General features: G+C 73.5%; 21 protein-coding genes and 1 pseudogene. 14 read left to right on the top strand and 8 right to left on the bottom strand.

The features are described 5' to 3' along the window. Positions 1 to 307: 307 nt before the first annotated feature. The gene (locus ACIPXC_RS01245) at positions 308 to 940 is read right to left on the bottom strand and encodes a TIGR03085 family metal-binding protein (protein ID WP_401612002.1); all 633 of its coding nucleotides are present in this window, start codon (positions 938 to 940) and stop codon (positions 308 to 310) included. Positions 941 to 1,031: 91 nt separating this feature from the next. Between ACIPXC_RS01245 and hisI the strand changes: the two genes are divergently transcribed. The 11 genes and pseudogenes from hisI (at position 1,032) to lgt (ending at position 10,240) form a co-directional block, all read left to right on the top strand. Continuing rightward, a complete protein-coding gene (gene hisI / locus ACIPXC_RS01240; protein WP_401612000.1) occupies positions 1,032 to 1,400 on the top strand; it encodes a phosphoribosyl-AMP cyclohydrolase in 369 nt (122 codons plus the stop codon). Between the two features lie 16 nt (positions 1,401 to 1,416). After that, complete coding sequence (locus ACIPXC_RS01235) at positions 1,417 to 2,907, top strand: anthranilate synthase component I (protein WP_401611998.1); 1,491 nt, start codon at positions 1,417 to 1,419, stop codon at positions 2,905 to 2,907. Between the two features lie 14 nt (positions 2,908 to 2,921). Next, positions 2,922 to 3,596 carry a TIGR02234 family membrane protein gene (locus tag ACIPXC_RS01230; protein WP_401611996.1) on the top strand — a complete coding sequence of 225 codons (675 nt, stop codon included), beginning with the start codon at positions 2,922 to 2,924 and terminating at the stop codon, positions 3,594 to 3,596. Between the two features lie 146 nt (positions 3,597 to 3,742). Then, entirely contained in the window at positions 3,743 to 3,994 is a 252-nt protein-coding gene (locus ACIPXC_RS01225; RefSeq protein WP_401611994.1) for an HGxxPAAW family protein, read from the top strand. A gap of 68 nt (positions 3,995 to 4,062) precedes the next feature. Continuing rightward, complete coding sequence (locus ACIPXC_RS01220; RefSeq protein ID WP_401611992.1) at positions 4,063 to 4,563, top strand: DUF2752 domain-containing protein; 501 nt, start codon at positions 4,063 to 4,065, stop codon at positions 4,561 to 4,563. Positions 4,564 to 4,735: 172 nt separating this feature from the next. Continuing rightward, positions 4,736 to 5,545 (top strand): indole-3-glycerol phosphate synthase TrpC, encoded by an 810-nt coding sequence (gene trpC / locus ACIPXC_RS01215; protein ID WP_030032547.1) that lies wholly within the window; start codon positions 4,736 to 4,738, stop codon positions 5,543 to 5,545. A gap of 8 nt (positions 5,546 to 5,553) precedes the next feature. After that, positions 5,554 to 5,745, top strand: coding sequence for a tryptophan biosynthesis modulator TrpM (trpM, locus tag ACIPXC_RS01210; protein ID WP_401611990.1), 192 nt, complete (start codon positions 5,554 to 5,556; stop codon positions 5,743 to 5,745). A gap of 203 nt (positions 5,746 to 5,948) precedes the next feature. Then, positions 5,949 to 7,199 (top strand): tryptophan synthase subunit beta, encoded by a 1,251-nt coding sequence (gene trpB, locus ACIPXC_RS01205; protein WP_401611988.1) that lies wholly within the window; start codon positions 5,949 to 5,951, stop codon positions 7,197 to 7,199. Further along, on the top strand, positions 7,196 to 8,011 hold the full coding sequence (gene trpA, locus ACIPXC_RS01200) for a tryptophan synthase subunit alpha (protein ID WP_046775290.1): 816 nt from the start codon (positions 7,196 to 7,198) through the stop codon (positions 8,009 to 8,011). The genes trpB and trpA overlap by 4 nt, the downstream gene beginning before the upstream one ends. A 95-nt stretch (positions 8,012 to 8,106) precedes the next feature. Beyond that, positions 8,107 to 8,886 (top strand): annotated as a pseudogene (locus ACIPXC_RS01195) (DsbA family protein); the annotation flags it as partial. Between the two features lie 334 nt (positions 8,887 to 9,220). Continuing rightward, complete coding sequence (gene lgt, locus ACIPXC_RS01190; RefSeq protein ID WP_401611986.1) at positions 9,221 to 10,240, top strand: prolipoprotein diacylglyceryl transferase; 1,020 nt, start codon at positions 9,221 to 9,223, stop codon at positions 10,238 to 10,240. A gap of 154 nt (positions 10,241 to 10,394) precedes the next feature. On the opposite strand, the gene ACIPXC_RS01185 is transcribed toward lgt, so the two are convergent. The 7 genes from ACIPXC_RS01185 to ACIPXC_RS01155 all read right to left on the bottom strand — a co-directional run bounded on the left by ACIPXC_RS01185 (position 10,395) and on the right by ACIPXC_RS01155 (position 19,282). Beyond that, a complete protein-coding gene (locus tag ACIPXC_RS01185; protein ID WP_401611983.1) occupies positions 10,395 to 11,210 on the bottom strand; it encodes an HpcH/HpaI aldolase/citrate lyase family protein in 816 nt (271 codons plus the stop codon). Beyond that, a complete protein-coding gene (locus ACIPXC_RS01180; RefSeq protein WP_401612033.1) occupies positions 11,207 to 12,367 on the bottom strand; it encodes a CaiB/BaiF CoA transferase family protein in 1,161 nt (386 codons plus the stop codon). Before ACIPXC_RS01180 ends, ACIPXC_RS01185 begins: the two co-directional genes overlap by 4 nt. 536 nt (positions 12,368 to 12,903) lie before the next feature. Continuing rightward, complete coding sequence (gene rbsK, locus ACIPXC_RS01175; RefSeq protein WP_401611981.1) at positions 12,904 to 13,848, bottom strand: ribokinase; 945 nt, start codon at positions 13,846 to 13,848, stop codon at positions 12,904 to 12,906. Beyond that, positions 13,845 to 15,641 carry an ADP-ribosylglycohydrolase family protein gene (locus ACIPXC_RS01170; RefSeq protein ID WP_401611979.1) on the bottom strand — a complete coding sequence of 599 codons (1,797 nt, stop codon included), beginning with the start codon at positions 15,639 to 15,641 and terminating at the stop codon, positions 13,845 to 13,847. The genes rbsK and ACIPXC_RS01170 overlap by 4 nt, the downstream gene beginning before the upstream one ends. Further along, positions 15,638 to 16,783 (bottom strand): ADP-ribosylglycohydrolase family protein, encoded by a 1,146-nt coding sequence (locus tag ACIPXC_RS01165; RefSeq protein WP_401611977.1) that lies wholly within the window; start codon positions 16,781 to 16,783, stop codon positions 15,638 to 15,640. Before ACIPXC_RS01165 ends, ACIPXC_RS01170 begins: the two co-directional genes overlap by 4 nt. Positions 16,784 to 16,790: 7 nt before the next feature. Continuing rightward, positions 16,791 to 17,963 carry an ADP-ribosylglycohydrolase family protein gene (locus ACIPXC_RS01160; RefSeq protein WP_401611974.1) on the bottom strand — a complete coding sequence of 391 codons (1,173 nt, stop codon included), beginning with the start codon at positions 17,961 to 17,963 and terminating at the stop codon, positions 16,791 to 16,793. A 323-nt stretch (positions 17,964 to 18,286) separates the two neighbouring features. After that, the gene (locus tag ACIPXC_RS01155) at positions 18,287 to 19,282 is read right to left on the bottom strand and encodes an ADP-ribosylglycohydrolase family protein (RefSeq protein ID WP_401611972.1); all 996 of its coding nucleotides are present in this window, start codon (positions 19,280 to 19,282) and stop codon (positions 18,287 to 18,289) included. A 260-nt stretch (positions 19,283 to 19,542) separates the two neighbouring features. Between ACIPXC_RS01155 and ACIPXC_RS01150 the strand changes: the two genes are divergently transcribed. The 3 genes from ACIPXC_RS01150 to ACIPXC_RS01140 all read left to right on the top strand — a co-directional run bounded on the left by ACIPXC_RS01150 (position 19,543) and on the right by ACIPXC_RS01140 (position 26,714). After that, on the top strand, positions 19,543 to 20,274 hold the full coding sequence (locus ACIPXC_RS01150; RefSeq protein WP_401611969.1) for a VIT1/CCC1 transporter family protein: 732 nt from the start codon (positions 19,543 to 19,545) through the stop codon (positions 20,272 to 20,274). Positions 20,275 to 20,701: 427 nt separating this feature from the next. After that, on the top strand, positions 20,702 to 25,261 hold the full coding sequence (gene gltB / locus ACIPXC_RS01145) for a glutamate synthase large subunit (RefSeq protein WP_401612030.1): 4,560 nt from the start codon (positions 20,702 to 20,704) through the stop codon (positions 25,259 to 25,261). Further along, positions 25,254 to 26,714 carry a glutamate synthase subunit beta gene (locus tag ACIPXC_RS01140; protein ID WP_392577144.1) on the top strand — a complete coding sequence of 487 codons (1,461 nt, stop codon included), beginning with the start codon at positions 25,254 to 25,256 and terminating at the stop codon, positions 26,712 to 26,714. The genes gltB and ACIPXC_RS01140 overlap by 8 nt, the downstream gene beginning before the upstream one ends. Positions 26,715 to 26,880 lie beyond the last annotated feature (166 nt).

Below are 26,880 nucleotides of genomic sequence, written 5' to 3'. Positions count from 1 at the left end.
GGGGGGGCCCCCCGGGGGGGGGGGGGGGCGGGGCGGCGGCCCCCGGCGCCCCCCCCCCCCCCCGGGGCGCCCCCGCGCCCCCACCCCCCGTCCCGACCCCGCCCAGCGACCACACCCCCCCGCCAGGGCACACCTCCCAGCGGTAGCTGGGGCAGCCTGGCCACCGGCCCGCAGCCGCAAGGGCAACCGCACCCGCCCGGCCAGGGCAACCGCACACGCCCGGCCAGGGCAAGGGCGGCCACCGGCCCGCAGCCGCAAGGACGACCGCAACGGCCCGGCCAGGGCAAGGGCGGCCCGACCGGCGAGGTCAGAGGCCCAGTTCGGCCGTCGTCAGCCTGGCGACGGCCTCCTTCTCGCCCTCCAGCGTCACCGCGGCAGCCGCCTGACGGCCGAAGCAGAACAGGGTCAGTTCCCCCGGCTCGCCCGTCACCGTGACCACCGGCGCACCCTTGTGCGCCACCGCCGTCTGCCCGTTCGGACGCCTCAGCACCAGGCCCACCGGCGAGCGGCGCCCCGTCAGCCGGGCCATCCTCTCCAGCCGGGACCACAGCGCGTCCGAGAACACCGGGTCCAGCTCCCGCGGCGACCAGTCCGGCTGGGCCCGGCGGACGTCCTCCGCGTGGACGTAGAACTCCACCGCGTTCGCCGCCTCGTCGATCTGCTTCAGTGCGTACAGCGACATCCTCGGCGGACCGGTCCGGATCAGCTGGAGGAGCTCCTCGTACGGCTTGGCCGCGTACTCGGCCATCGCCGCGTCCAGCCGCCCCTTCAGCACGTTCAGCAGCAGGCCGCCCGCCGCGTCCGGCCGCCGCTCCCGTACCACCACGTGTGCCGCCAGCTCGCGGCACCGCCAGCCGGTGCACAGCGTGGGGGCCTCCGGACCGGCCGCCTCCAACAGGTCCGCCAGCAGCAGTCGTTCACGCTTCGCATGGGTAGACATGGGCGCCAGCCTACGGCCGGAACGCATCGTACGCCCGCCCATCAGACGGACATGGATCACCACGCCCATCCGGGCCCGGCACAATGGCCCCATGAGTACGCCCCCCCGCCCCGGCAACCTCGATCCCGCCATCGCCGCGCGCCTCAAGCGCTCCGCCGACGGCCTGGTACCGGCCATCGCCCAGCAGTACGACACCGGTGAGGTGCTCATGCTCGGGTGGATGGACGACGAGGCCCTGCACCGCACCCTGACCACCGGCCGCTGCACGTACTGGTCCCGCAGCCGTCAGGAGTACTGGGTGAAGGGGGATACGTCCGGCCACTTCCAGCACGTCAAGTCCGTCGCCCTCGACTGCGACGCCGACACCGTGCTCGTCCGGGTCGACCAGGTCGGGGCCGCCTGCCACACCGGATCCCGCACCTGCTTCGACGAAGATGTCCTCCTCCGCGCAGCCGACTAGGTAGGGGCCCCACGCAATGGATCTTGAGACGTTCCGCAAGCTCGCGGCCGACCGCCGCGTCATCCCCGTGAGCCGCAAGCTGCTCGCCGACGGGGACACGCCCGTCGGGCTGTACCGCAAGCTGGCCGCCGAACGCCCCGGCACCTTCCTCCTGGAGTCCGCCGAGAACGGCCGCTCCTGGTCGCGGTACTCCTTCGTAGGGGTCCGCAGCGACGCGACCCTGACCGTCCGGGACGGCCGGGCCCACTGGATCGGCACCCCGCCCGTCGGCGTACCCACCGACGGCGACCCCCTCGACGCCCTGCGCGCCACCGTCGAGGCCCTGCACACCCCCCGCGACCTCGCGGGCGGCATGCCGCCCTTCACCGGCGGCATGGTCGGCTACCTCGGATACGACATCGTGCGCCGCCTGGAGCGCATCGGCGAGCACGGCAGCGACGACCTCCGGCTGCCCGAGCTGACGATGCTGCTCACCTCCGACCTCGCGGTGCTGGACCACTGGGACGGCACGGTCCAGCTCATCGCCAACGCCATCAACCACAACGACCTCGACTCCGGGGTGGACGAGGCGTACGCGGACGCCGTGGCCCGCCTCGACGCCATGGAGGCGGACCTGGCCCGGCCCGCGCCCTACGTCCCGGCCCCGCTGCCCGCCTCCGAGCTGCCCGAGTTCTCCGCCCTGTGGGGCGGCGAGGAGTACCAGGCGGCCGTCGAGGACATCAAGGAGCGGATCCGGGCCGGCGAGGCCTTCCAGGTGGTGCCCTCGCAGCGGTTCGAGACCTCCTGCGAGGCCTCCGCGCTGGATGTCTACCGGGTGCTGCGGGCCACCAACCCGTCCCCGTACATGTACCTCTTCCGCTTCGAGAACGGCTTCGACGTGGTCGGGTCGAGCCCCGAGGCGCTCGTCAAGGTCGAGGACGGGCGGGCCATGGTCCACCCCATCGCCGGCACCCGCCACCGGGGCGCGACCCCGCAGGAGGACAACGACCTCGCCGAGGAGCTGCTGGCCGACCCCAAGGAGCGCGCCGAGCACCTGATGCTCGTCGACCTGGGCCGCAACGACCTCGGGCGGGTCTGCGAGCCGGGATCGGTGGAGGTCGTCGACTTCATGTCGATCGAGCGCTACTCCCACGTCATGCACATCGTCTCCACCGTGACGGGGCGCGTGGCCGAGGGGAAGACCGCCTTCGACGTGCTGACCGCCTGCTTCCCGGCCGGCACCCTCTCCGGGGCGCCCAAGCCGCGCGCCATGCAGATCATCGAGGAGCTGGAGCCCTCCCGCCGGGGCCTCTACGGCGGCTGCGTGGGCTACCTGGACTTCGCCGGGGACTCCGACACGGCCATCGCCATCCGTACGGCGCTGCTGCGCGACGGCACGGCGTACGTGCAGGCCGGAGCGGGCGTCGTCGCCGACTCGGTGCCCGAGCTGGAGGACAACGAGTGCCGCAACAAGGCCTCCGCCGTGCTGCGCGCGGTGGCAGCGGCGAACCGCCTGAGCGGCTCCTGAGGGCGTAGGGGATAGTGGGGTACGTGAGTGCCGTACCCCCGCCCCGTTCCGATGCCTCCGCCGAGCCCGTGGGCCCCGACGACCGCAGCAGCCGGCGCAGCGTGGCCGCCGCCCTGCTGCTCGGCGCGCTCGGTGCCACCGTCGTACTGCTCGCCTCCGGCCGGGTCTGGGCCCGGGGCACGGCCGCGATCGGCAGCGACTCGCTCCAGCTGAGTGCCGACGGGCGGGCCGTGACCGGGCTGCCGGCGGCCCTGGCCATCGTCGGCCTGGCCGCCCTGGTCGCCGTCTTCGCCGTACGCGGCAAGGGCCGGCTGCTGGTGTCGGGCCTGCTGGCGCTCAGCGGCCTCGGCGCGGCGCTGTCGGCCCTCTTCGGCTCCGACGGCCGCAGCGTCCTGGACGCGAAGGCCGCCCGTACGACCGCGGACAGCGCGGCGCACGTGGCCGGCCTGACGCAGACCACGTGGCCGTACGTCACGGCCGCCGGAGCGGTCCTGATCCTGGCCGCGGGCCTGCTGGCGCTGCGCTTCGGCCGTGGCTGGCCCTCGATGGGCGGCCGCTACGAGCGTGACGGCAGGGCCCGTCCGCGGGCCGTCGCGGCGGTGGATCCGGACCGGCCGGAAGATCTGTGGAAGGCTCTGGACCGCGGCGAGGACCCGACCACGGGTCCGAGCGGCGACCGGACCCGCTGACCCGGCTCCGGCCGGGCCTGCGACCCGGTCGCTGAGCCGACCCCCCTGGACGGCGAAGCCGCCCGGTGCGGGACAATGGCACCGAGCGTCCGACACAGACCGCACGTTCGACCCAGCAGCGCGACAGAGCAACGAGGAGCAAACTCATGGCGGGCACGAGCCACGGACACACCCCGGCCGCCTGGACCGGTGTCATCATCGCCTTCATCGGTTTCTGCGTCTCCGGCGCCTTCATGGTGCTCGCGAACCCGCTCGGCTTCTGGGCCGGCATGGTCGTGGTCGCGCTCGGCGGTATCGTCGGCCTGGCGATGAGGGCCGCGGGCATGGGCGCGCCGAAGGCCGCCCACAAGGACCTGGCCGAGGTCATCGCCGCGAACAAGGTCCCCGCCAAGGCCTGAGCACGCCACCTGCGCCGGTCCTGGAAGAGAGCCGAAAGGCGCGGCCCCGCCGGGCTGCGCCTTTTGTCGTGAGCGGAGAGAATCAGCAGGTGGACGCCTCCAGCACCCCCGACGCCGGGCCCGGTCAGCAGCCCTGGCCGACCGCACCCGCGATGCCCGCCGAGCGGGCGTCCCGGGCCAGGCGGCTCGCCGCCCCGGCGCTCTACCTGGCCGCGGTCGGTGCGGCGTTCGCGTACGTGGGCGCCGTGGACCCCAACGAGCCGGGCCACTACCCGGTCTGCCCGCTGCTGCGGCTGACGGGCGTCCTGTGCCCGGGCTGCGGCGGGCTGCGCAGTGCGTACGCGTTCGCCCACGGGGATCTGGCCGCTGCTTTCGGGTCGAATGCCCTCGCCGTCGTCGGCTACTTCGTCTTCGCGGGTTTCATGGCCCTGTGGCTGGTTCGCGCCTTCCGCGGCGGGCCGGTCCCGAGGATCGTGCTGCGTCCCGCCCACGCGTGGGCGGTGGGCGTGGTGGTACTGGTCTTCGCCGTTGTCCGAAATCTCTCTTTCGGGTCGGCGCTGGCGCCCTGAGCCCCGTCCGCGGCCGGGATGAAGGGCGTATTCCGAATGTCCAGTTACTGGGACGCCGTCAACCGAGTGCGGAGGGCGACGCCTCCGCCGGATACCATTTGATTGCCGACCTTGCAGTGGTACGTGTCTGCAGGGCGGCCGACCGTCATCGACCCGGAAGGGGGCCGCTCGCGTGAGTGTGCTCGACGAGATCATCGAAGGGGTCCGCGAAGACCTTGCCGAACGGCAGGCCCGCGTGAGCCTCGACGAGCTCAAGGAGCGTGCCGCCAAGGCGCCCCAGGCCAAGGACGGCGTCGCGGCCCTGCGCGGCGACGGCGTCAAGGTGATCTGCGAGGTCAAGCGCTCCAGCCCCTCCAAGGGCGCGCTGGCCGCGATCGCGGATCCGGCCGGGCTCGCCGCGGACTACGAGGCGGGCGGTGCGGCGGTCATCTCCGTCCTCACCGAGCAGCGCCGGTTCGGCGGCTCGCTGGCCGACCTGGAGGCCGTCCGCGCCCGCGTGGACATCCCGATCCTGCGCAAGGACTTCATCGTCACGGCGTACCAGCTGTGGGAGGCCCGCGCCTACGGCGCCGACCTCGCGCTGCTGATCGTCGCGGCCCTGGAGCAGGAGGCCCTCGTCTCCCTCATCGAGCGGGCCGAGTCCATCGGCCTCACCCCGCTCGTCGAGGTCCACGACGAGGAGGAGGTGGAGCGCGCGGTGGCCGCCGGCGCCAAGATCATCGGTGTCAACGCCCGCAACCTCAAGGACCTCAAGGTCGACCGCTCCACCTTCGAGCGTGTCGTCGGCGAGATCCCGCCCCACATCGTCAAGGTCGCCGAGTCCGGAATCCGCGGACCGCACGACCTGATCGCCTACGCGAACGAGGGCGCCGACGCCGTCCTCGTCGGCGAGTCCCTGGTGACCGGCCGCGACCCGAAGGCGGCCGTGGCCGACCTCGTCGCCGCCGGAGCCCACCCGGCCCTGCGCCACGGACGGAGCTGACCCGTCCCATGACCCATGACCGCCCGTCCGTCCGCACGCACCGCGTGCCGACGGCGCACGCGCCCCTGGCGCGCGGCTGCCGCCCCCGCGGCTGCCGCGCCCCGGCCCGGCGCGTCCACGGGCGGCGGGTCCGGTACGTGATCGGCTCCGAGCCCGGCCAGGTCAACGGCATGCGATGGCGCCGCGCAGGCGCGCCGTAACGAGGGCTGCCGCGGCCCGGTACGCGAGACGTACCGCGCCGCAGGCGGTCCCGTACGGCCTGCTGCCCGGGCCGACCGGCTCCGGGAGCGGGCCGCTGCGCACCGTACGCGCGACATCCCCCAGCGGGGTGTCCGCGGCGGGGGCAGGCGGCGCAATACGGTGAAACCACCCGCCGCATCTCGCACCCGTAGGAGCACTGGACATGTCCAGCGAGTTCTTCATCCCGGACCCGGAGGGTCACGTTCCCAACGCCGAGGGTTACTTCGGCGACTTCGGCGGCAAGTTCATCCCGGAGGCGCTCGTCGCCGCCGTGGACGAGGTCGCCGTCGAGTACGAGAAGGCCAAGGGCGACCCGTCCTTCGCGGCCGAGCTGAACGACCTCATGGTCAACTACACCGGCCGCCCCAGTGCCCTCACCGAGGTGCCCCGCTTCGCCGGGCACGCGGGCGGCGCGCGGATCTTCCTCAAGCGCGAGGATCTCAACCACACCGGCTCGCACAAGATCAACAACGTGCTGGGCCAGGCGCTGCTCACCAAGCGCATGGGCAAGACCCGGGTCATCGCCGAGACCGGCGCCGGCCAGCACGGCGTGGCCACCGCCACCGCCTGTGCCCTCTTCGGCCTCGAATGCGTCATCTACATGGGCGAGATCGACACCCAGCGCCAGGCGCTGAACGTCGCCCGCATGCGCATGCTGGGAGCCGAGGTCATCGCGGTCAAGTCCGGCTCGCGGACCCTCAAGGACGCCATCAACGAGGCGTTCCGCGACTGGGTCGCCAACGTGGACCGCACCCACTACCTCTTCGGCACGGTCGCCGGCCCGCACCCCTTCCCGGCGATGGTCCGCGACTTCCACCGCGTCATCGGCGTCGAGGCCCGCCGCCAGATCCTGGAGCGCGCCGGCCGGCTGCCCGACGCCGTCGCGGCCTGCGTCGGCGGCGGCTCCAACGCCATCGGCCTCTTCCACGCGTTCATCCCGGACACGGACGTCCGCCTGGTCGGCTTCGAGCCCGCCGGGCACGGCGTCGAGACCGGCGAGCACGCGGCGACCCTGACCGCAGGCGAGCCCGGCATCCTGCACGGCTCCCGCTCCTACGTCCTGCAGGACGAGGAGGGCCAGATCACCGAGCCGTACTCCATCTCGGCCGGCCTGGACTACCCCGGCATCGGCCCGGAGCACTCCTACCTCAAGGACGTCGGCCGCGGCGAGTACCGCGCCGTCACCGACGACGCCGCGATGCAGGCCCTGCGCCTGCTGTCGCGTACCGAGGGCATCATTCCGGCGATCGAGTCGGCGCACGCCCTGGCGGGCGCCCTGGACCTCGGCAGGGAGCTGGGCAAGGACGGCCTGCTGGTCGTCAACCTGTCCGGCCGCGGCGACAAGGACATGGACACGGCGGCCCGCTACTTCGGGCTGTACGACGGCGAGAGCGCCGAGGGGGAGCCGAAGTGACCACGGGCAACATCCAGCTGCTGAGCGACACCCTCGCCAAGGCGAAGTCCGAGGACCGCGCGGCCCTCGTCGCCTACCTCCCGGCGGGCTTCCCGACCGTCGACGGCGCCATCGAAGCGGTCAAGGCCGTCATCGAGGGCGGCGCCGACGTGGTCGAGATCGGCCTCCCGCACAGCGACCCGGTGCTGGACGGCGCGATCATCCAGACCGCCGACGACATCGCCCTGCGCGGCGGGGTCAAGATCGCCGATGTGCTCCGCACGGTCCGCGAGGCGCACGAGGCGACCGGAGCCCCGGTCCTGGTGATGACCTACTGGAACCCCATCGACCGCTACGGCGTCGAGCGGTTCACGGCCGAGCTGGCGGCGGCGGGCGGGGCCGGCTGCATCCTGCCCGACCTGCCGGTCCAGGAGTCCGCGCTGTGGCGCGAGCACGCCGGGAAGCACGGCCTGGCGACCGTCTTCGTCGTCGCGCCGAGCAGCAAGGACGAACGTCTCGCCACCATCACCGCGGCCGGCTCCGGCTTCGTCTACGCCGCCTCGCTGATGGGCGTCACCGGCACCCGCGAGTCGGTCGGCAACCAGGCCCAGGACCTGGTCCGCCGTACGCGGGCCACGACCGAGCTGCCCGTCTGCGTCGGCCTCGGCGTCTCCAACGCCGTCCAGGCCAAGGAGGTGGCCGGCTTCGCCGACGGCGTGATCGTCGGCTCGGCCTTCGTGAAGCTGCTGCTGGACGCGCCGGACCTGCCGGCCGGGCTGGACGCCGTACGGGCGCTGGCGGGCGAGCTTGCGGAAGGCGTACGCAGGAGCTGAGACAAAACGGACACCCGATCGGGTTCTGTAGTCCGATCGGGTGGAATGGCGAGCAGGGAGGCACGCGAGTGCCTCCCTGCTTCGTTTGGCGGAGCGTGAGTGACAAGAACGACGGTGCGAACCGCGATGCGACGAAACGATCGGCCCGGGAGCGACTCCTCGCGGAGCGCGAGCGGCAGAAGACCCGGGACAAGCGCCGGCGGACCCTCATCGTGGCGGCGGCGGTGGTCGGCGTCCTGGGTCTGGCGACGGTCGTGGGTGTGATCGCGGCCAACGCCGGCAAGGGCGACAAGTCCGACTCGGCCGGCCCGGTCGTCGCCCCCTCCGGCGCCACCGGCAAGGACGCTCTCGCCATCCAGACGGGCAAGCCGGAGGCGAAGGCCACCCTCACGGTGTGGGAGGACTTCCGCTGCCCCGCCTGCAAGGCCTTCGAGGACAACTACCGGGACACCATCCACGAGCTGGAGGCCAAGGGCCTGCTCAAGGTGGACTACCACCTGGTGACGCTCATCGACGGGAACATGGGCGGCAGCGGCTCCCTGAAGGGGGCGAACGCGGCGGCCTGCGCGCAGGACGCCGGCAAGTTCGCCGAATACCACGACGTCCTCTTCCAGAACCAGCCGGAGGAGATCGACGACGCCTACGGCAAGAACGCCAAGCTGCTGGAGCTGGCGGGCAAGGTGGACGGTCTGGTGACCCCCGAGTTCACGGCGTGCGTCGAGAACGGCACGCACAACAGCTGGGTGGGCAAGTCGCACGAGGCCTTCGCCGCCGGGAACTTCCGCGGGACGCCGACGGTGCTGCTCGACGGCAAGGACATCTTCTCCGACCAGGCCGACCCGCTGACCCCGCAGAAGCTGAAGGCGAAGGTGGAGGCCGGCGCCACGGGCTCGGGCGGAGCCGGCGCGAAGGGCTCCGGGGACGGGGCGGGCGAGAAGGACACCGGGAAGGGCGCCGGGAAGGGCGAGGCGAAGGCCTCGGCCTCGCCCTCGGCCTCCAGGACGGCTTCGAAGAGCTCCGCGAACGGGTCCGGGTCCGGGTCCGGGTCAGGCAACGGGTCCGGTTCCGAGGCCGGGAACGGGGCCGGGAGCGGGGTCGGGAGCGGGCCCTCGGGGGGCTGACTTCCGCCGATCCATGTGTGGATTTGGTTTCGACCCTGCCGGGCGGGTTGCGGTACGCACCGTCCGGCAGGGTAGCGTCAGGTCTGCCATGGACATTGCTTACATCCCCAGTCCGTCGACCGGCGTGATCCATCTCGGACCGATCCCGCTCCGCGGCTACGCGTTCTGCATCATCATCGGCGTCTTCGTCGCCGTCTGGCTCGGCAACAAGCGCTGGGTCGCCCGCGGCGGCAAGCCGGGCACGGTTGCGGACATCGCCGTGTGGGCGGTGCCGTTCGGGCTCGTCGGCGGTCGCCTCTACCACGTGATCACCGACTACCAGCTCTACTTCGGCGAGGGCCGCAACTGGGTCGACGCCTTCAAGATCTGGGAGGGCGGCCTCGGTATCTGGGGCGCGATCGCGTTCGGCGCGGTGGGAGCCTGGATCGGCTGCCGGCTCCGCGGCATCCCCCTGCCCGCCTGGGCCGACGCCCTGGCCCCCGGCATCGCCCTGGCCCAGGCCTTCGGACGCTGGGGCAACTGGTTCAACCAGGAGCTCTACGGGCGGGCCACCGACCTTCCCTGGGCGGTGGAGATCAGCGCCGGCCCGAACCGGGACGCCGGGACCTACCACCCGACGTTCCTGTACGAGTCGCTGTGGTGCATCGGCGTGGCCCTCCTGGTGATCTGGGCCGACCGCCGCTTCAAGCTGGGCCACGGTCGGGCCTTCGCCCTGTACGTCGCCGCGTACTGCGTCGGCCGCAGCTGGATCGAGTACATGCGGGTCGACGAGGCGCACCACATCCTGGGCCTGCGGCTGAACGTCTGGACCTCGATCGTCGTCTTCGTGCTCGCGGTGCTCTACTTCGTCCTCTCGGCGAAGCTGCGGCCGGGCCGTGAGGAGGTCGTCGAGCCGGCTGCCTCCGGCGGTGAGGGCGGCAAGGACGCCAAGGAGGGCACGGCTGCCGTCGAGGCCAAGGCCGACGCCAAGGCCGTGGGCAAGGCAGCGGTGAAGGCGGTCGACGCCGGTCCGAAGGACTCCGCGCCGGCCCTCGCCCAGGGCGCCGTCAAGGCGGACCTGCGCAAGCACGCCGCGGACGCCGAGGCCCCGGAGGCCGACAAGTCCTGACCGCGGGAGCGGTCGAGAAGGGGGTGCCCGCACGACGCGGCACCCCCTTCTCGCGTCGGCCGCCTCGTGGCTGCGGGCTGTCGGGGTGTCTCTGGGTGTCCGGGTGTCCGGGTGCCCGGGTGTCGGCCGGTCGCCGCGCGGCGGGCGCAAGGGCTCAGTGGACCGCCGCCCGCGCGGCGAGCGCAAGCGTGCGGTGGGCCGACGCCACGACGGCCGGATCCACGAACCGTCCGTCGGGCAGCGCCAGCGCCCCCGGCGCGGCCCGCGCCGCGCTGAGCACGTCCGATGCGGCGGTCACCTCCTCGGGCGCCGGGAGATAGGCACGCTCGATCACCGGGAGCTGGCGCGGGTGGATGGCCGCCCGGCCGAGGAAGCCGAGGGACCGGCCGCGGGCGCAGGAGACCGCCAGTGCCTCCAGGTCCCGGATGTCCGGGAACACCGACTGGGACGGCGGCGCCAGCCCGGCGGCGCGCGCCGCGACCACCACCCGGGAGCGGCACCAGTCCAGGCCCTCCTCCGCGCCGGCCGCCAGGTCCGCCCGCAGGTCCGCCTCGCCGAGGGAGAGTCCGTGCAGGGCGGGGTGCGCGCGGGCGATCTCGTACGCGCGCTCCACGCCCAGCGCCGACTCCAGCAGGGCATGGAGGACCACTCCGCCCGTGCGGTCCGCGGCCGCGGAGATCTGCTCCGGTGCGCTGATCTTGGGCAGTCGCAGCCCCGCGAGACCGCGGAGCCCCGCGAGCGCGGCGAGATCCGCACCTCCCCACGGGGAGCCGAGGGCGTTCACGCGGACGTGGACCGGGACCGGCGGCCGCTCGGTGAGCAGCTCGACGGTGGCGGCGCGGGCGTACTCCTTGCGGGAGGCCGCCACCGCGTCCTCCAGGTCGACGATGACGGCGTCCGCCCCGCACCCCAGCGCCTTGGCGACCACCGCCGGGCGGTCGCCGGGCGCGTAGAGCCAGGTGAGGATCACAGGGCCCCCTCGGTGCGCAGCGCGGTGATCTCCGCCCCGGTCAGTCCGAGCTCGGCCAGAACCTCCGTCGTGTTCGCGCCGTGCGGGCGGCCCGCCCAGCGGATCCCGCCGGGGGTCTCGGACAGCCGGAAGAGGATGTTCTGCATCCGCAGGGGCCCGAGCTCCGGATCGTCGACCTCGGTCACCGTGTCGAGGGCCGCGAACTGCGGATCCGTCATCACGTCGCGGACGTCGTAGACCGGCGCGACGGCCGCCTCGGCCTCCTCGAAGGCGCAGACGACCTCCTCCGCCTTGTGGCGGGCGATCCAGCCGCCGACCGCGTCGTCGATGACGTCGGCGTGCCGGGCCCGCCCGGCACCGGTGGCGAACCAGGGTTCGGCGATCAGATCCGGTCGGCCGACCAGCCGCATCACCCGCTCGGCGATGGATCGCGCGGAGGCCGAGACCGCCAGCCAGCGGCCGTCGGCGCTGCGGTAGGTGTTGCGGGGGGCGTTGTTGGCGGAGCGGTTCCCCGTGCGCGGCTGGACGTGGCCCAGCTGGTCGTACCAGAGCGGTTGCGGGCCGAGCACGGTGAGGATCGGCTCGATGATGGCCAGGTCCACCACCTGGCCGTGCCCGGTGCGGTCCCGTCCGGCGAGCGCCGTCATGACGGCGTATGCGCAGGTCAGCGCGGCGATCGAGTCGGCGAGCCCGAAGGGCGGCAGGGTCGGCGGGCCCTCCGGCTCCCCGGTGACCGCGGCGAAGCCGCTCATGGCTTCGGCCAGGGTGCCGAAGCCGGGACGGTGGGCGTACGGGCCCTGCTGGCCGAAGGCCGTGACGCGGGCCAGGATCAGGCGCGGGTTGGCGGCGGACAGCTCGGGCCAGCCCAGGCCCCACTTCTCCAGGGTGCCGGGGCGGAAGTTCTCGACGACGACGTCGGCGGTGGCGGCGAGCCGCAGCAGGGTGTCCCGGCCGCCGGGGGTGGACAGGTCGAGGGTGATGGTCCGCTTGTTCCGGCCGAGCAGCTTCCACCACAGGCCGATGCCGTCCTTGGCCGGGCCGTGGCCGCGGGAGGGGTCGGGGACGGACGGGTGCTCGACCTTGACGACGTCGGCGCCGAAGTCGCCGAGCAGGGTCGCGGCGAGGGGGCCGGCGAAGAGGGTCGCGAGGTCGAGCACCCGGAGGCCGCGGAGGGGGCCCTGTCCGGGTCCGGGTCCGTGTCCGTGCGTCTGCCCTGGCCGGGCGTTGACGGGTTTGGCGGTTCCGGTGCCGGTGCCGGTGGCGGTGGCTGTGGGTTCCGTGCCGGTGGCTTCGGCCGGGGCCGGGGTGGCTTCGGTGGGGCCGGGCGCGCGCCGGGGCGTCTCCTCGGGCGCCGAACGGTTCTCGGGGCCGGAAAGCGCGGCGGCGGTGCGTTCGGCGCCCTGCGGGGATCGCCCCGGCACACACCCGGCCCCGGCCGGGTCGGAAGGGCACCGTCCCGGTACGGTGCCTGGTCCGGCGGGGTTGGAGGGGGACCGTCCCGGTACGGTGCCGGGTTCCGCGGGGTTGGACGGGGATCGTCCCGGTACGGTGCCTGGTCCGGCGGGGTTGGAGGGGGACCGTCCCGGTACGGTGCCGGGTTCCGCGGGGTTGGACGGGGATCGTCTCGGTGCGGTGTCGGGTTCGGTGGGGTTGGTGGGGGATTGTCCCGGTGCGGTGTCGGGTTCGGCGGGGGTCATGAGGTGGCTCCGGTGTCGGCCTCGTCGGGGCGGTGGTCCGCCTGCCATCCGGCCAGGGCGAAGGCGTCGGTCTCGGAGCGGGTCGGCATCGAGTCCTGGGCGCCGTGGCGCTGCACGGAGAGCGCGGCGGCCGCCGAGGCCCAGCGCAGCGCCTCCGGCATCGGGCGGCCCTCGCCCAGGGCCACGGCCAGCGCGCCGACGAAGGTGTCCCCGGCCGCGGTGGTGTCCACGGCCCGGACCCGGGGCGCGGGCACGCTCAGCGGGTCCCGGCCGCGTGCCGCGTAGAGGACTCCGGCCGCGCCGAGGGTGATCACCACCTCCGGCACGGTGGCCAGCAGTGCCTCGGCGGCCTGCCGGGGGTCGGTCAGGCCGGTCAGGGCGGCCGCCTCGTGCTCGTTGGGCACGAGGAGGTCGGTGGCGGCGAGGAGTCCGGCGGGCAGCGGCTGGGCGGGGGCCGGGGTGAGCACCGTACGGACGCCGTGCGCGCGGGCCGCGCGGGCTCCGGCGAGTACGGCGGGCATGGGCAGTTCGAGCTGGAGGAGCAGGGTGCCGGTGGCGGCGATCCGGGCCTCGTCACCCGCTTCCAGGCCGGTGACGCTGCCGTTCGCACCGGGGATGACGACGATGCGGTTGCCGCCCTCGTCGTCCACGGTGATGTGCGCGGTGCCGCTCGCGCCCTCGACGGTGCGCAGGGCCGCCGTCTCGACGCCGGCCGCGGTGAGCGCGGAGCGCAGCCGTACGCCGAACTCGTCGGCGCCGACCGCGCCGATCATCACCACCTTCCCGCCGGAGCGGGCGGCGGCGACGGCCTGGTTGGCGCCCTTGCCGCCGGGGACGGTCCGCAGCGCGCGGCCGGTGACCGTCTCCCCGGGGAGGGGGGCCTTGGGGACGTAGGCGACGAGGTCCATGTTGGTGCTGCCGAGCACGGCGATGGCCGTCATGAGCGTGCTGCCTCCTGTGCGGTGAGGTGGGCGAGGGTGTCGAAGCCGATGCCGTCGAAGCCGGGGACGGTGGTGGCGAGGCGGTTCTTGAGGGGGGCGGTCCAGCGGTGCGGGATCCGCTGCGGTGATCCGGTGAGCAGTCCGGCGAGGGCTCCGGCGGTGGCCCCGTTGGAGTCCGTGTCCCAGCCGCCGGAGACGGCACGGCAGACGGAGCGGGTGAAGTCGCCGTCGGCGTGGGTCAGGGCGGCGGCGATCAGGGCGGTGTTCGGGACGGCGTGGACCCAGTGGTAGTGGCCGTAGCGGGCGTGCAGCCGGTCGACGACGACGTCGAAGTCGGTTTCCCCGGCGGCCGTGCGGAGTCCGAAGCGGACGGCTTCGGCGAGGCGGGAGCGGGGCGGTACGGCGGCCAGCCCGGTGCGCAGCGCGGTGTGCACGTCGACGCGGCCGGTGGCGGCCTCGGCGGTGGCGGCGGCGACGAAGAGGGCGGCGTAGACGCCGTTGCCGGTGTGGGTCAGGGCGGCGTCCCGGTACGCCTGGGCCGCGGCGGCGGCCGGGTCGCCGGGGTTGGTCCAGCCGTGGACGTCGGCCCGGATGAGGGCGCCGATCCACTCCCGGAAGGGGTTGTGGTGGGTTGCGGTGGCGGGGGGTTCCAGCCCGAGGAGGAGGTTGCGGTAGGCGATCCGCTCGGCGGTGAACGTACGCCCGGCGGGCAGCTCGTCGAGCCACAGGCGGGCGACGTCGGCGGTGGTGAAGGCCTTGCCGTGGCGCTGGAGCAGGTGGAGGCCGAGGAGGGGGTGGTTGAGGTCGTCGTCCTCGGGCATGCCGTCGATGTTCTCGGCGAGCGAGGTGGGGGCGGAGCGGCGGTTCCAGGGGTGGGCGGCCAGCAGCTCGGGCGGGACGCCGCGTGCGGTGAACCAGTCGTCCAGCGGCCAGTTGCCTGCGGCGCGGGCGAGGGCTCGGATGCCGTCGAGCGGCAGCTTCTCGACGGGCTTGCCGAGGAGACACCCGACGGCCCGGCCGACCCACGCGGCCTCCAGCCGCTCCCGCAAGCCCTCCCCGCCCGACCGGCCGTCTCCACCCGGGCCGGCGGCCACGCGGCCGGGGCCGGTGTGGGCGTGGCCGGGCTGCGCCCCGGGTGCGGCTTTCGGGTGGGCCTGCGGCACGTGGACCACGGGTGGGCAGGCCGCCACGATGGCGGCCCAGGAGGTGGGCTCGTCGGCGGACAGCGGGGAGGGGAGGAGGGCCAGTTCGTCCAGCAGGCGGGTCGCCAGCGTACGCAGGTGCGGGGGAGCCGGGGTGGCGGACGCCCCGGCGCGCTCCGGCGCCGGGTGGCCGCCTGCGGCGGACCAGGCCCGCAGGGCGGGGCCAGGGTCCCGGCCGTCCTCGGCCGCCTGGCGCAGCTCGTGCCCGATGAGATCTTCGGGCTGTGTCCAGGTCAGGCGCACGCCGTCGGCCGGCCCGGGGCCGGGCCCGTCGGGCCGGTCGGCCGCCTGCGGCGTTCCCGCCGACCGTACGTCGGGCCGTTCGGGGGCCGGAGCGGCGGTCGCGGCGGCGCCGCTCGACCCGGGGGCCGTCCCCGCGTGGGCTGCGGGGGCCGCCTGGGACGGCGCTGCGGCGCCGTGGGCGTTGCGGTGGGTCGGGTCGGGGCCCGTGGGGGCGGGGGCGGTCACCGGGCGGGCGGCCGTCGGCCCCGCGGTCGCGTGCGACGGTGCCGCGGTGGTGCGGGCGTGCGGGCGGGTCGGGGCCGGACCCGTGGGGGCGGCGGGGCCGGGGTTCGTCGGGGCGGGGGTCATCGGGGGGTTGCGATCTCGGCGAAGGCCGATTCGTGGGCGCGGCGGCGGGCCCGGTCGCGGGTGAAGATCTCCCGGGCCACGGCGGCCAGCGCGACGGCCGGGGCCTGCAGGTCGAGGCGGCTGGCCTCGGCGACCTGCTTCGCCCAGACCGCCGGGACCGCGGCCTCGCCGCCCAGAGCCCCGGCGATCGCCCCCGCCATGGTGGCGATGGAGTCGCAGTCGCGCCCGTAGTTGACCGCGCCGAGCACGGCCGCGTCGTACCGTCCGTCCGCCACGAGCAGCATTCCGAGCGCGATCGGCAGCTCTTCGATGGCGTGGAGCCGGGACGGGCGGCGGGCGTCCAGCGACGGGTTGCGGTAGTCCGGGCCGACCGAGTCGTACGGAGCCACCGCCGCCCGCAGCGGGGCCAGCGCCGACTCGAAGTCCCGGTGTCCGGAAGCGACTTCGCAGACGGCCGAGATCGCCGCGCGGGTGCCGTCCTTGGCCAGGGACAGGGCCGCCTCCACCACCGAGGCGGCCGTCGCCCCCGGCACGCAAGCCGCCGCCACGGCCGCCGCGAACACGCCCGCCGCCTCCCGCCCGTACGACGACTGGTGCGCGCCGGCGATGTCGAGGGCCTCCGCGTAGGCGCCCGCCGGGTTGCCCGCGTTGGCGATGCCCACCGGAGCCATGTACATGGCCGCGCCGCAGTTGACGATGTTGCCGGTGCCGGCCTCGCGCGGGTCCGCGTGCGCGTAGTGCAGGCGGGTCACCATCCACTTCTCCGCGAGGAAGATCCGATGCAACGGCAGTGCCTCGGCCTCCAGTTCGGGGATCCAGCGCGGGACGGACATCAGGTCGGGCACCAGGTGCTCGGCGACGGCGTACGCGTCGAGGTGGTCGCGTACCGCCTCGTAGACCCGTACCAGCGCGTGCGTCATCAGAGTGTCGTCCGTGACGTGTCCGTCGCCCTTGTGGTACGGGGCGATGGGGCGGGCGGTGCGCCAGTTCTCGTGCCACGGGCCGACGATGCCGTGGACGCGGCCGCCGTGCCGTTCGACGATCTGGTCCGGGGTCCAGCCCTCGACCGGGCCGCCGAGCGCGTCGCCGACGGCGGCGCCGACGAGGGCCCCGCAGGCCCGGTCCTCCAACGTGAGCGTCATGTCCGAATCATCCCTTGGGTGAGGTGAGTTCCGTGCGTGCGAGGAGCGCGGCGAGTTCCACGAGGTCGGTGCCGGCGAGGCGGGGCAGGGCGCAGCCGGAGAGGGTGCGGCAGGCCTCGCGCCAGGCGGCGGGGATCGAGTCGCCGCCGCCGATGGCGCCGGTGAGCGCGCCGGCGAGGGCGGGGGCGGAGTCCGCGACGCGGGACAGGCAGGCGGCGGCCGGTACGGCCTCGGCCGTCCTGCCGCGGGCGGCGGTCGCGAGGGCGAGGGCCACGGGGACGGTCTCGGCGGCGGCGATGCCGTAGCTGTACACGTGGTCCACGATTTCGTGTTCGAGGGTCGGGACGATGGCGAACGCGCCGCCGTCCGCGTGGGCGCGGGCCAGTTCGACGGCGTGTCGGGCGTTGCGGCCGATCTCGGTGGCCCCGGGGAGCAGGGCGAGTGCGGCGTCCACGGCCGCGTCGACGTCCGCGGTGGTGAGGGCGGTGGCGACGGCGGCAGCCATGGCGCGGGCGCCGTGCACGCCGTCGCCGTCCTGGGTGTAGCGGGCGTCGAACTCGGCGAGGTCGGCGGCGGCCTTCGCGTCGCCGGGGTGGACGACGGCGAGGACGCAGGCGCGGACGCAGGCGGCGTCGTCGAAGTAGTGCGGGTTGTCGTGGCCGGTGGCGGGCGGGCGCAGCCCGGTGGCGAGATTGCCGAGGCCGGCGCGTACGGAGATGCGGGCGCGGAGGGGGAGTACGGCGGACTCGACCTCGGGGGCGCGTTCCGCGGCGGCGGCGACCTCGGAGGCGAGGGCGTTCCAGGCGAGGTCGATGGCGGCGCGCATGCGGCGGGACCGGGAGAGGTCGCTGAGGAGGACCCCGGCGGCCGTGAGGACGGACTCGGCCACGAAGGCGGCCCATTCGGCGTCGTCGGACGGGCCGAGGCGCAGCGGCTCGGGGGGCTGGTTGAGGGCGATGGGCACGGGGAGGGTGGTGGTGGCGTTCTGCTCGGCGAAGGTGTCGAGCTCGCGGGTGAGGCGGCGGGTCCACTCGGGCATCCGGCTGGCGCGGTGGCGGGCCGCGGGCCAGCCCGCCGCGTCGCCTGCGGCGAGCCCGAGGAGGAGCCCCTCGATGGGGCGCCGGTCCTCCACGGCCGGCCCGGTCAGTGCCTCGCCGGGCCGTGATCCGGCCCGGATCACGGCCCGCAGCGGGCCGTCCGCCCGCGCCGCGGGCCCGGCTGGAAGGGGTTGCAGCCGTGCGCCTGTCCCCGGGCCCGTCGGTGCGGCCTGCGGCTGGGCTTCCGGCCCACGGGCCGGCGTGGCCGGGTCGGCCGTTACGGCCCCCCGGGCCGCTGGGTCCCGGTCGGCGCGGTCGGTCGGCGCGCCCTCCGTGAGGGCCGTCTCCCGGGTGGGCGGCAGAGGCTGTGGCCGCGCGCCCGCGGGCCGGGGGCGGGTGGGCGGCTCGGGGGCCGTCGTCGCGGGAGCCGCGGCGGACGGGTTGGCTTCGTCGGGGGAGTGGACGGTCATCGGGGGGCCTCGTATTCCGGGGTGAGGAGGTCCGCGATGTCCAGGACGTGGTAGCCCCGCATCGACGGGAGGCAGCTGCCGCGCACCGGGCCGATGGCCGAGCCCCACGCGTCGGGGATCGCCGCCGCCCCCGACATCGCACCGGCCAGGGCGCCCGCCACCGCGGCCGTGGTGTCCGCGTCGCGGCCCATGTTCACGGCGCTGAGCACGGAGGGGGCGAAGTCCCCGCCGCAGGCGGCGAAGGCGCCGAAGGCGAGGCCCACCGCCTCCGGAGCCAGGTCCGTCCACGGATAGCCGCCGATGACCACCGCCGAGCGCACCGCCCGTTCCCCGCGCGGGGCGGCGGTGACCGCCCGGCGCAGGGAGCGGGCCGTCCACGAGTCGGACGGGATCACCGAGAGCGCGGCGGAGACCACGGACGCCGGGCTGCCGCCCGCCATGGCCGCCGCCACGCCCGCTGCGACCGCCTGGCCGCCGTAGATGCCCTCGCCGTCGTGGCTGACCGTGCCGTCGATGGCGACGAGCCGCGCCGCCTCGGCGGGCCGTCCCGCCGCGAAGACGCCGAACGGTGCGGCCCGCATGGCCAGTCCGTCCGACCAGGCGTGCCGGTGCTGGGCGGAGATGGGGGCCGCAAGGCCCCGGCGGAGGTTCTCCAGCGTGCCGCGCTCCGAGAAGCCGGCGCCCCGGAAGGGGCCTTCGTCGAGGTCCGCGATCCAGTGGTGCCAGGCCCGTTCGACGTGGTTGACGGTGAGCGCCGAGCCGTGGCGGGCCAGGAGCAGCCCCGAGAAGATCGCGTACTCGGTGTCGTCCGTCCCGGCCGGGTCCTGCGACACGAAGCCCTCGATGCGGCCCCATCTCGCCCGGATCTCCGACGGTTTCATGTTCTCCGCGGGGGCGCCGAGCGCGTCGCCCACCGCGAGCCCCAGAAGAGCGCCCCTGGCCCGTTCGAGGAGGACCTGCGGATTGCATGCAATCTGCTTCACCGGCTCCATTGGCGCGCCTCTCCCGCTCGGATGGGGCCCATCATGGGCCCTTGGGGGATTTGTTCCACGTCATCCGGTTTGTCGCGCGCCGCGAAACACCCCGGGAAGTCCGGCATCACCCGGTCGCCGAGGCGTAAAACCGCAGGTAAGTACGGCCTTCCTTGCTGGCGGGCCACGAAAATCGTGCGTAGTTTCGAGGTGTTCGGAGGGAGCGGGACGCGTCATGGCGTCCGTTCGCACCCATGGGGAGACAAGGGGAGGCACCGGGCATGTCCATCATCGACATCGAAGCGTCGCTGCACACCGCGCACCGCGACAACCACACCCACCGCGACGTCAACGGTGGATGGCTGCGGCCGGCCGTCTTCGGTGCGATGGACGGGCTCGTCTCCAACCTCGCCCTCATGACCGGCGTGGCCGGCGGTGCCGTCGCCCCGCAGACCATCGTCATCACGGGCCTCGCCGGACTCGCCGCCGGAGCCTTCTCGATGGCCGCCGGTGAATACACCTCCGTGGCCTCGCAGCGCGAACTGGTCCTCGCCGAACTCGACATCGAGCGGCAGCAGCTGCGCAAGCACCCCGTCGACGAGATGGAGGAGCTGGCCGAGCTCTACGTCTCCCGCGGCGTCGAGCCGGCGCTCGCCCGCGAGGTCGCCATGCAGCTGTCCCGCGACCCCGAGCAGGCGCTGGAGATCCACGCCCGCGAGGAGCTCGGCATCGACCCCGACGACCTGCCGTCGCCGACGGTCGCCGCGGTCTCGTCCTTCGGGTCGTTTGCGCTGGGCGCGCTGCTGCCCGTACTGCCCTACCTGCTCGGCGCCACAGCCCTGTGGCCGGCGGTGCTGCTCGCGCTGGCCGGGCTCTTCGCCTGCGGCGCGGTCGTCGCCCGGGTCACCGCCCGGTCGTGGTGGTACAGCGGCCTGCGCCAGCTGCTCCTCGGTGGCGCGGCGGCCGGTGTGACGTACATCCTGGGAACCTGGATCGGCGCAGCCATAGGCTGACCGCCCCCGGAGTGAGACACTATGCGGTACGCAACATAAGTAGTCCGTTACTCGGCGGTTTCGATCCCGTGTCCGCCGGGCATCACTCCAGGACTTCGGGCGGGCAACGATGCTCGCCCTGTACCGGGACCTTCGCCCCACGCGCTACGCGGGGATGCGCGGTGACACGCCGGGATTGCCCGGCGCCACCCCGCGACCCGCCCGTAGAGCGGCGCGAGAGTCCCCTCTTTCTGCCTCGCGCAGTGTCCGCATGTTGGAATGGCATATCCGCTTCTCGGGATTGTCGTCATCATGTAATCTGCACGAAATTTCGCAGAGGGCCAACGTCGTCCCTCGGCTATGCACATATGCCACGACGACGACGGGAGAGCCGATGCGTTCCGCATCCACGCACTCCGCGACCGGCCTGAACACCGCCTGGTCGCCCATGGACGGTCGCCCCGCCCAGCAGGGCATGTACGACCCGCGCAACGAGAAGGACGCCTGCGGCGTCGGATTCGTGGCGAACCTCACCGGCGAGGCCACCCACACCCTCGTCGAGCAGGCCCTGACCGTCCTGCGGAACCTCGAACACCGTGGCGCCACCGGCTCCGAGCCGGACTCCGGCGACGGCGCGGGAATCCTGTCCCAGGTGCCGGACGCCTTCCTGCGCGAGGTCGCCGGATTCGAGCTCCCCGAGGCCGGCGCGTACGCCGTCGGCATCGCCTTCCTCCCCGCCGACGGCACCGCACAGGCCGTCGCCGCGGAGCAGATCGAGGCCATCGCCGCCGAGGAGAACCTCACGGTCCTCGGCTGGCGCGAGGTCCCGGTCACCCCCGACCTGCTCGGCAACGGCGCCCGCGCCACCATGCCCGCCTTCCGCCAGCTCTTCGTCTCCGGGGGCGGCAGCACCGGCATCGAGCTGGACCGCAAGGCGTTCGTGCTGCGCAAGCGCGCCGAGCGCGAGGCCGGCGTGTACTTCCCGTCGCTCTCCGCCCGCACCATCGTCTACAAGGGCATGCTGACCACCGGCCAGCTGGAGCCCTTCTTCCCGGACCTCTCCGACCGCCGCTTCGCCTCGGCGCTCGCCCTGGTCCACTCGCGCTTCTCCACGAACACCTTCCCGTCCTGGCCGCTCGCCCACCCGTACCGCTTCGTCGCGCACAACGGCGAGATCAACACGGTCAAGGGCAACCGGAACTGGATGAAGGCCCGGGAGTCCCAGCTCGCGTCCACCGCCTTCGGTGACGCAGCGCTCGACCGGATCTTCCCGATCTGCACCCCGGACGCCTCCGACTCGGCCTCCTTCGACGAGGTCCTGGAGCTGCTCCACCTCGGCGGCCGGTCGCTGCCGCACAGCGTGCTGATGATGATCCCGGAGGCGTGGGAGAACCACACCTCCATGGACCCGGCCCGCCGCGCCTTCTACCAGTACCACTCCACGCTGATGGAGCCCTGGGACGGCCCGGCCTGCGTCACCTTCACCGACGGCACCCAGGTCGGCGCGGTCCTCGACCGCAACGGCCTGCGCCCCGGCCGCTACTGGGTCACCGACGACGGCCTCGTCGTCCTCGGCTCCGAGGTCGGCGTCCTCGACATCGACCCGGCCAAGGTCGTCCGCAAGGGCCGCCTGCAGCCCGGCAAGATGTTCCTCGTCGACACCGCCCAGAAGCGGATCGTCGAGGACGACGAGATCAAGAACGAGCTCGCCTCCGCCGCCCCGTACGCCGAATGGCTGGAGACCGGCGAGATCGAGCTGACGGACCTGCCCGAGCGCGAGCACATCGTGCACACGCACGCCTCGGTCACCCGCCGCCAGCAGACCTTCGGCTACACCGAGGAAGAGCTGCGCGTCATCCTCGCGCCGATGGCCCGTACCGGCGGCGAGCCGCTCGGCTCCATGGGCACGGACTCCCCGATCGCGGCCCTGTCCGAGCGCCCCCGGCTGCTCTTCGACTACTTCACCCAGCTGTTCGCGCAGGTCACCAACCCGCCGCTGGACGCCATCCGCGAGGAGCTCGTCACCTCGCTGCTCACCTCGATCGGCCCGCAGTCCAACCTGCTGGAGCCGACCGCCGCGTCCTGCCGCAGCGTCACCCTGCCCTTCCCGGTGATCGACAACGACGAGCTGGCCAAGCTCATCCACATCAACGCCGACGGCGACATGCCGGGCATGAAGGCCGCCACCCTGTCCGGCCTCTACCGGGTCTCCGGCGGCGGCGACGCACTCGCCGCGCGCATCGAGGAGATCCGCGCAGAGGCCGACGCGGCCATCGCGGGCGGCGCCCGCCTGATCGTCCTCTCGGACCGCCACTCGGACGCCGAGCACGCGCCGATCCCGTCGCTGCTGCTCACCGCCGCCGTGCACCACCACCTCATCGCCACCAAGCAGCGCACCCAGGTGGGCCTGCTCGTCGAGGCCGGCGATGTCCGCGAGGTCCACCACGTCGCCCTGCTCATCGGCTACGGCGCCGCCGCGGTCAACCCGTACCTCGCCATGGAGTCCGTCGAGGACCTGCTGCGCGCCGGTACGTTCATCGAGGGCATCGAGCCCGAGAAGGCCATCAGGAACCTGATCTACGCGCTCGGCAAGGGCGTCCTGAAGGTCATGTCCAAGATGGGCATCTCCACCGTCGCCTCCTACCGCGGCGCCCAGGTCTTCGAGGCCGTCGGCCTGAACGAGGAGTTCGTCGAGACCTACTTCAGCGGCACCGCCACCAAGATCGGCGGCGCCGGCCTGGACGTCATCGCCAAGGAGGTGGCCGCCCGCCACGCCAAGGCGTACCCGGCCTCCGGCGTCACCGCCACGCACCGCGCGCTGGAGATCGGCGGCGAGTACCAGTGGCGCCGCGAGGGCGAGCCGCACCTGTTCGACCCGGAGACGGTCTTCCGCCTCCAGCACGCCACCCGCAACCGCCGGTACGACATCTTCCGGCAGTACACGGACCGTGTGAACGAGCAGTCCGAGCGCCTGATGACGCTCCGCGGCCTCTTCGCCCTCAAGACGAATGAGAACGGCAAGAGCGACCGCCCCTCGATCTCCGTCGACGAGGTCGAGCCGGTCTCCGAGATCGTCAAGCGCTTCTCCACCGGCGCCATGTCGTACGGCTCCATCTCCAAGGAGGCGCACGAGACCCTCGCCATCGCCATGAACCAGCTGGGCGCCAAGTCCAACACCGGTGAGGGCGGCGAGGACCCGGAGCGCCTCTACGACCCGGCGCGCCGCTCCTCCATCAAGCAGGTCGCCTCCGGCCGCTTCGGTGTCACGAGCGAGTACCTGGTCAACGCGGACGACATCCAGATCAAGATGGCGCAGGGCGCCAAGCCCGGCGAGGGCGGCCAGCTGCCCGGCCACAAGGTCTACCCGTGGGTCGCCAAGACCCGGCACTCCACCCCGGGCGTCGGCCTGATCTCCCCGCCGCCGCACCACGACATCTACTCCATCGAGGACCTCGCCCAGCTCATCCACGACCTCAAGAACGCCAACCCGGTCGCCCGCATCCACGTGAAGCTGGTCTCCGAAGTCGGCGTCGGCACGGTCGCGGCGGGCGTCTCCAAGGCCCACGCGGACGTCGTCCTGATCTCCGGCCACGACGGCGGTACGGGCGCCTCCCCGCTCACCTCGCTCAAGCACGCGGGCGGCCCCTGGGAGCTCGGCCTCGCCGAGACCCAGCAGACCCTGCTGCTCAACGGCCTGCGCGACCGCATCGTCGTCCAGACCGACGGCCAGCTCAAGACCGGCCGCGACGTCGTCATCGCCGCCCTGCTCGGCGCCGAGGAGTTCGGTTTCGCGACCGCGCCGCTCGTCGTCTCCGGCTGCGTCATGATGCGCGTCTGCCACCTGGACACCTGCCCGGTCGGCATCGCCACGCAGAACCCGGTCCTGCGGGACCGCTTCTCCGGCAAGCCCGAGTTCGTCGTGAACTTCTTCGAGTTCATCGCGGAGGAGGTGCGCGAGCTCCTCGCCGAGCTGGGCTTCCGTACGATCGAGGAGGCCGTCGGCCACGCCGAGCTCCTCGACACCACCAAGGCCGTCTCGCACTGGAAGGCGCAGGGTCTCGACCTGGAGCCGCTCTTCTACGTGCCCGAGCTGCCCGAGGGCGCGGTCCGCCACGCCCTGATCGAGCAGGACCACGGCCTGGAGAAGGCCCTCGACAACGAGCTGATCGAGCTCGCGGCCGACGCGCTGAACGCCGAGTCCGCCGAGACGGCCCAGCCCGTTCGCGCCCAGGTCGCCATCCGGAACATCAACCGGACCGTCGGCACGATGCTCGGCCACCACGTCACCAAGAAGTTCGGCGGTGCGGGCCTGCCCGACAACACCATCGACCTGACCTTCACGGGCTCGGCCGGCCAGTCCTTCGGCGCCTTCGTCCCCAAGGGCATCACCCTCCGCCTGGAGGGCGACGCCAACGACTACGTCGGCAAGGGCCTCTCCGGCGGCCGGATCGTGGTCCGCCCGGACCGCGGCGCCGACCACCTCGCCGAGTACTCCACCATCGCCGGCAACACCATCGGCTACGGAGCCACCGGCGGCGAGATGTTCCTGCGCGGCCGCACCGGCGAGCGCTTCTGTGTCCGCAACTCCGGTGCCCTGGTCGTCTCGGAGGGCGTGGGCGACCACGGCTGCGAGTACATGACCGGCGGCACGGCGGTCGTCCTGGGCGAGACGGGCCGCAACTTCGCGGCCGGCATGTCGGGTGGCGTCGCGTACGTCGTCGACCTCGACCCGAACAACGTCAACGTCGGCAACGCGGGCGCCGTCGAGGCCCTGTCCGACGCGGACAAGCAGTGGCTGCACGATGTGGTGCGCCGCCACGAGGAGGAGACCGGCTCGACCGTGGCCGCGAAGCTCCTGGCCGACTGGTCCGCCGCGGCGGACCGCTTCAGCAAGATCATCCCGACCACGTACAAGGCAGTGCTCGCCGCCAAGGACGCCGCTGAGCTCGCCGGACTCTCGGAATCCGAGACCACGGAGAAGATGATGGAGGCGGCGACCCATGGCTGACCCGAAGGGCTTCCTCACCACCACCCGCGAGACCGCCTGCTCCCGTCCCGTCGCCGACCGGCTGAAGGACTGGAACGAGGTCTACGTCCCGGGCTCGCTGCTGCCGATCATCAGCAAGCAGGCCGGCCGCTGTATGGACTGCGGCATTCCGTTCTGCCACAACGGCTGCCCGCTGGGGAACCTGATCCCCGAGTGGAACGACTACGCCTACCGCGACGACTGGGCGGCGGCGTCGGAGCGGCTGCACGCGACGAACAACTTCCCGGAGTTCACCGGCCGCCTGTGCCCGGCCCCGTGCGAGTCGGCCTGCGTGCTCGGCATCAACCAGCCCGCCGTCACCATCAAGAACGTCGAGGTCTCGATCATCGACAAGGCGTGGGACAACGGGGACGTCACCCCGCAGGCCCCCGAGCGCCTGTCCGGCAAGACCGTCGCCGTGATCGGCTCGGGCCCGGCCGGCCTGGCCGCCGCCCAGCAGCTGACCCGGGCCGGTCACACCGTGGTCGTGTACGAGCGCGCCGACCGCATCGGCGGCCTGCTGCGCTACGGCATCCCCGAGTTCAAGATGGAGAAGGTGCACATCAACCGCCGCATCGAGCAGATGCGCGCGGAGGGCACCAAGTTCCGCACCGGCATCGAGGTCGGCCGCGACATCACGGCGACCGACCTGCGCAAGCGGTTCGACGCGGTGGTCGTCGCGGCCGGTGCCACGGTCTCGCGCGACCTGCCGGTCCCGGGCCGCGAGCTGAACGGCATCCACTTCGCGATGGAGTACCTGCCGCTCGCGAACAAGGTCCAGGAGGGCGACTTCCTGGCCCCGCCGATCACGGCCGAGGGCAAGCACGTGGTCGTCATCGGCGGCGGCGACACGGGCGCGGACTGCGTGGGCACCGCCCACCGCCAGGGCGCGGCCTCGGTCACGCAGCTGGAGATCATGCCGAAGCCGGGCGAGGAGCGGAACGCCAACCAGCCGTGGCCGACCTTCCCGATGCTCTACAAGGTCACCTCGGCCCACGAGGAGGGCGGCGAGCGGGTCTACTCCGTCTCCACCACCCACTTCGAGGGCGACGAGGACGGCAACGTCCAGGCCCTCCACCTGGTCGAGGTCGAGTTCGTCGACGGCAAGCTCGTCCAGAAGCCCGGCACCGAGCGCGTCCTCCCCGCGCAGCTGGTGACGCTGGCGATGGGCTTCACGGGCACCGACCAGGCGAACGGCCTGGTCCAGCAGTTCGGCGTGGAGCTGGACGCCCGCGGCAACATCGACCGCGACGCCTCCTACGCGACCAACGTCGACGGTGTCTTCGTCGCCGGCGACGCGGGCCGCGGCCAGTCGCTCATCGTCTGGGCCATCGCGGAGGGCCGCTCGGCCGCCCGTGGCGTGGACCGCTTCCTGACCGGCAGCAGCACCCTCCCGTACCCGGTCAAGCCGACGGACCGCTCGCTGACGGTGTAGCCACCGGCAGCCCCCCGCCCCGCGCAGGGCGGGACCCCTCATACGGTCCGTACAACGGCGTACGGAACACCCGGCACGGCGCCCGCCACGTCCCCGACCAGGGGTGGCGGGCGCCGTGGCGTTTCGCGGTCGTATGAATGCGTTCCGCTGCCCCGGCGTCGTGGTG

Origin of the sequence: Streptomyces sp. NPDC090021, assembly GCF_044748225.1 — a bacterium.
Lineage (GTDB): Bacteria > Actinomycetota > Actinomycetes > Streptomycetales > Streptomycetaceae > Streptomyces.
Note: the sequence above shows the minus strand (reverse complement) of the source record. Positions and strands in the feature narration are given on the sequence as shown.

Coding starts and splice junctions, on each gene's coding strand:
- ACIPXC_RS01245 (WP_401612002.1), bottom strand. CDS start 940: ATGTCTACCCATGCGAAGCGTGAACGACTGCTGCTGGCGGACCTGTTG.
- hisI (WP_401612000.1), top strand. CDS start 1,032: ATGAGTACGCCCCCCCGCCCCGGCAACCTCGATCCCGCCATCGCCGCG.
- ACIPXC_RS01235 (WP_401611998.1), top strand. CDS start 1,417: ATGGATCTTGAGACGTTCCGCAAGCTCGCGGCCGACCGCCGCGTCATC.
- ACIPXC_RS01225 (WP_401611994.1), top strand. CDS start 3,743: ATGGCGGGCACGAGCCACGGACACACCCCGGCCGCCTGGACCGGTGTC.
- trpM (WP_401611990.1), top strand. CDS start 5,554: ATGACCCATGACCGCCCGTCCGTCCGCACGCACCGCGTGCCGACGGCG.
- trpB (WP_401611988.1), top strand. CDS start 5,949: ATGTCCAGCGAGTTCTTCATCCCGGACCCGGAGGGTCACGTTCCCAAC.
- lgt (WP_401611986.1), top strand. CDS start 9,221: ATGGACATTGCTTACATCCCCAGTCCGTCGACCGGCGTGATCCATCTC.
- rbsK (WP_401611981.1), bottom strand. CDS start 13,848: ATGACGGCCATCGCCGTGCTCGGCAGCACCAACATGGACCTCGTCGCC.
- ACIPXC_RS01170 (WP_401611979.1), bottom strand. CDS start 15,641: ATGACCCCCGCCCCGACGAACCCCGGCCCCGCCGCCCCCACGGGTCCG.
- ACIPXC_RS01165 (WP_401611977.1), bottom strand. CDS start 16,783: ATGACGCTCACGTTGGAGGACCGGGCCTGCGGGGCCCTCGTCGGCGCC.
- ACIPXC_RS01155 (WP_401611972.1), bottom strand. CDS start 19,282: ATGGAGCCGGTGAAGCAGATTGCATGCAATCCGCAGGTCCTCCTCGAA.
- ACIPXC_RS01150 (WP_401611969.1), top strand. CDS start 19,543: ATGTCCATCATCGACATCGAAGCGTCGCTGCACACCGCGCACCGCGAC.
- gltB (WP_401612030.1), top strand. CDS start 20,702: ATGGACGGTCGCCCCGCCCAGCAGGGCATGTACGACCCGCGCAACGAG.
- ACIPXC_RS01140 (WP_392577144.1), top strand. CDS start 25,254: ATGGCTGACCCGAAGGGCTTCCTCACCACCACCCGCGAGACCGCCTGC.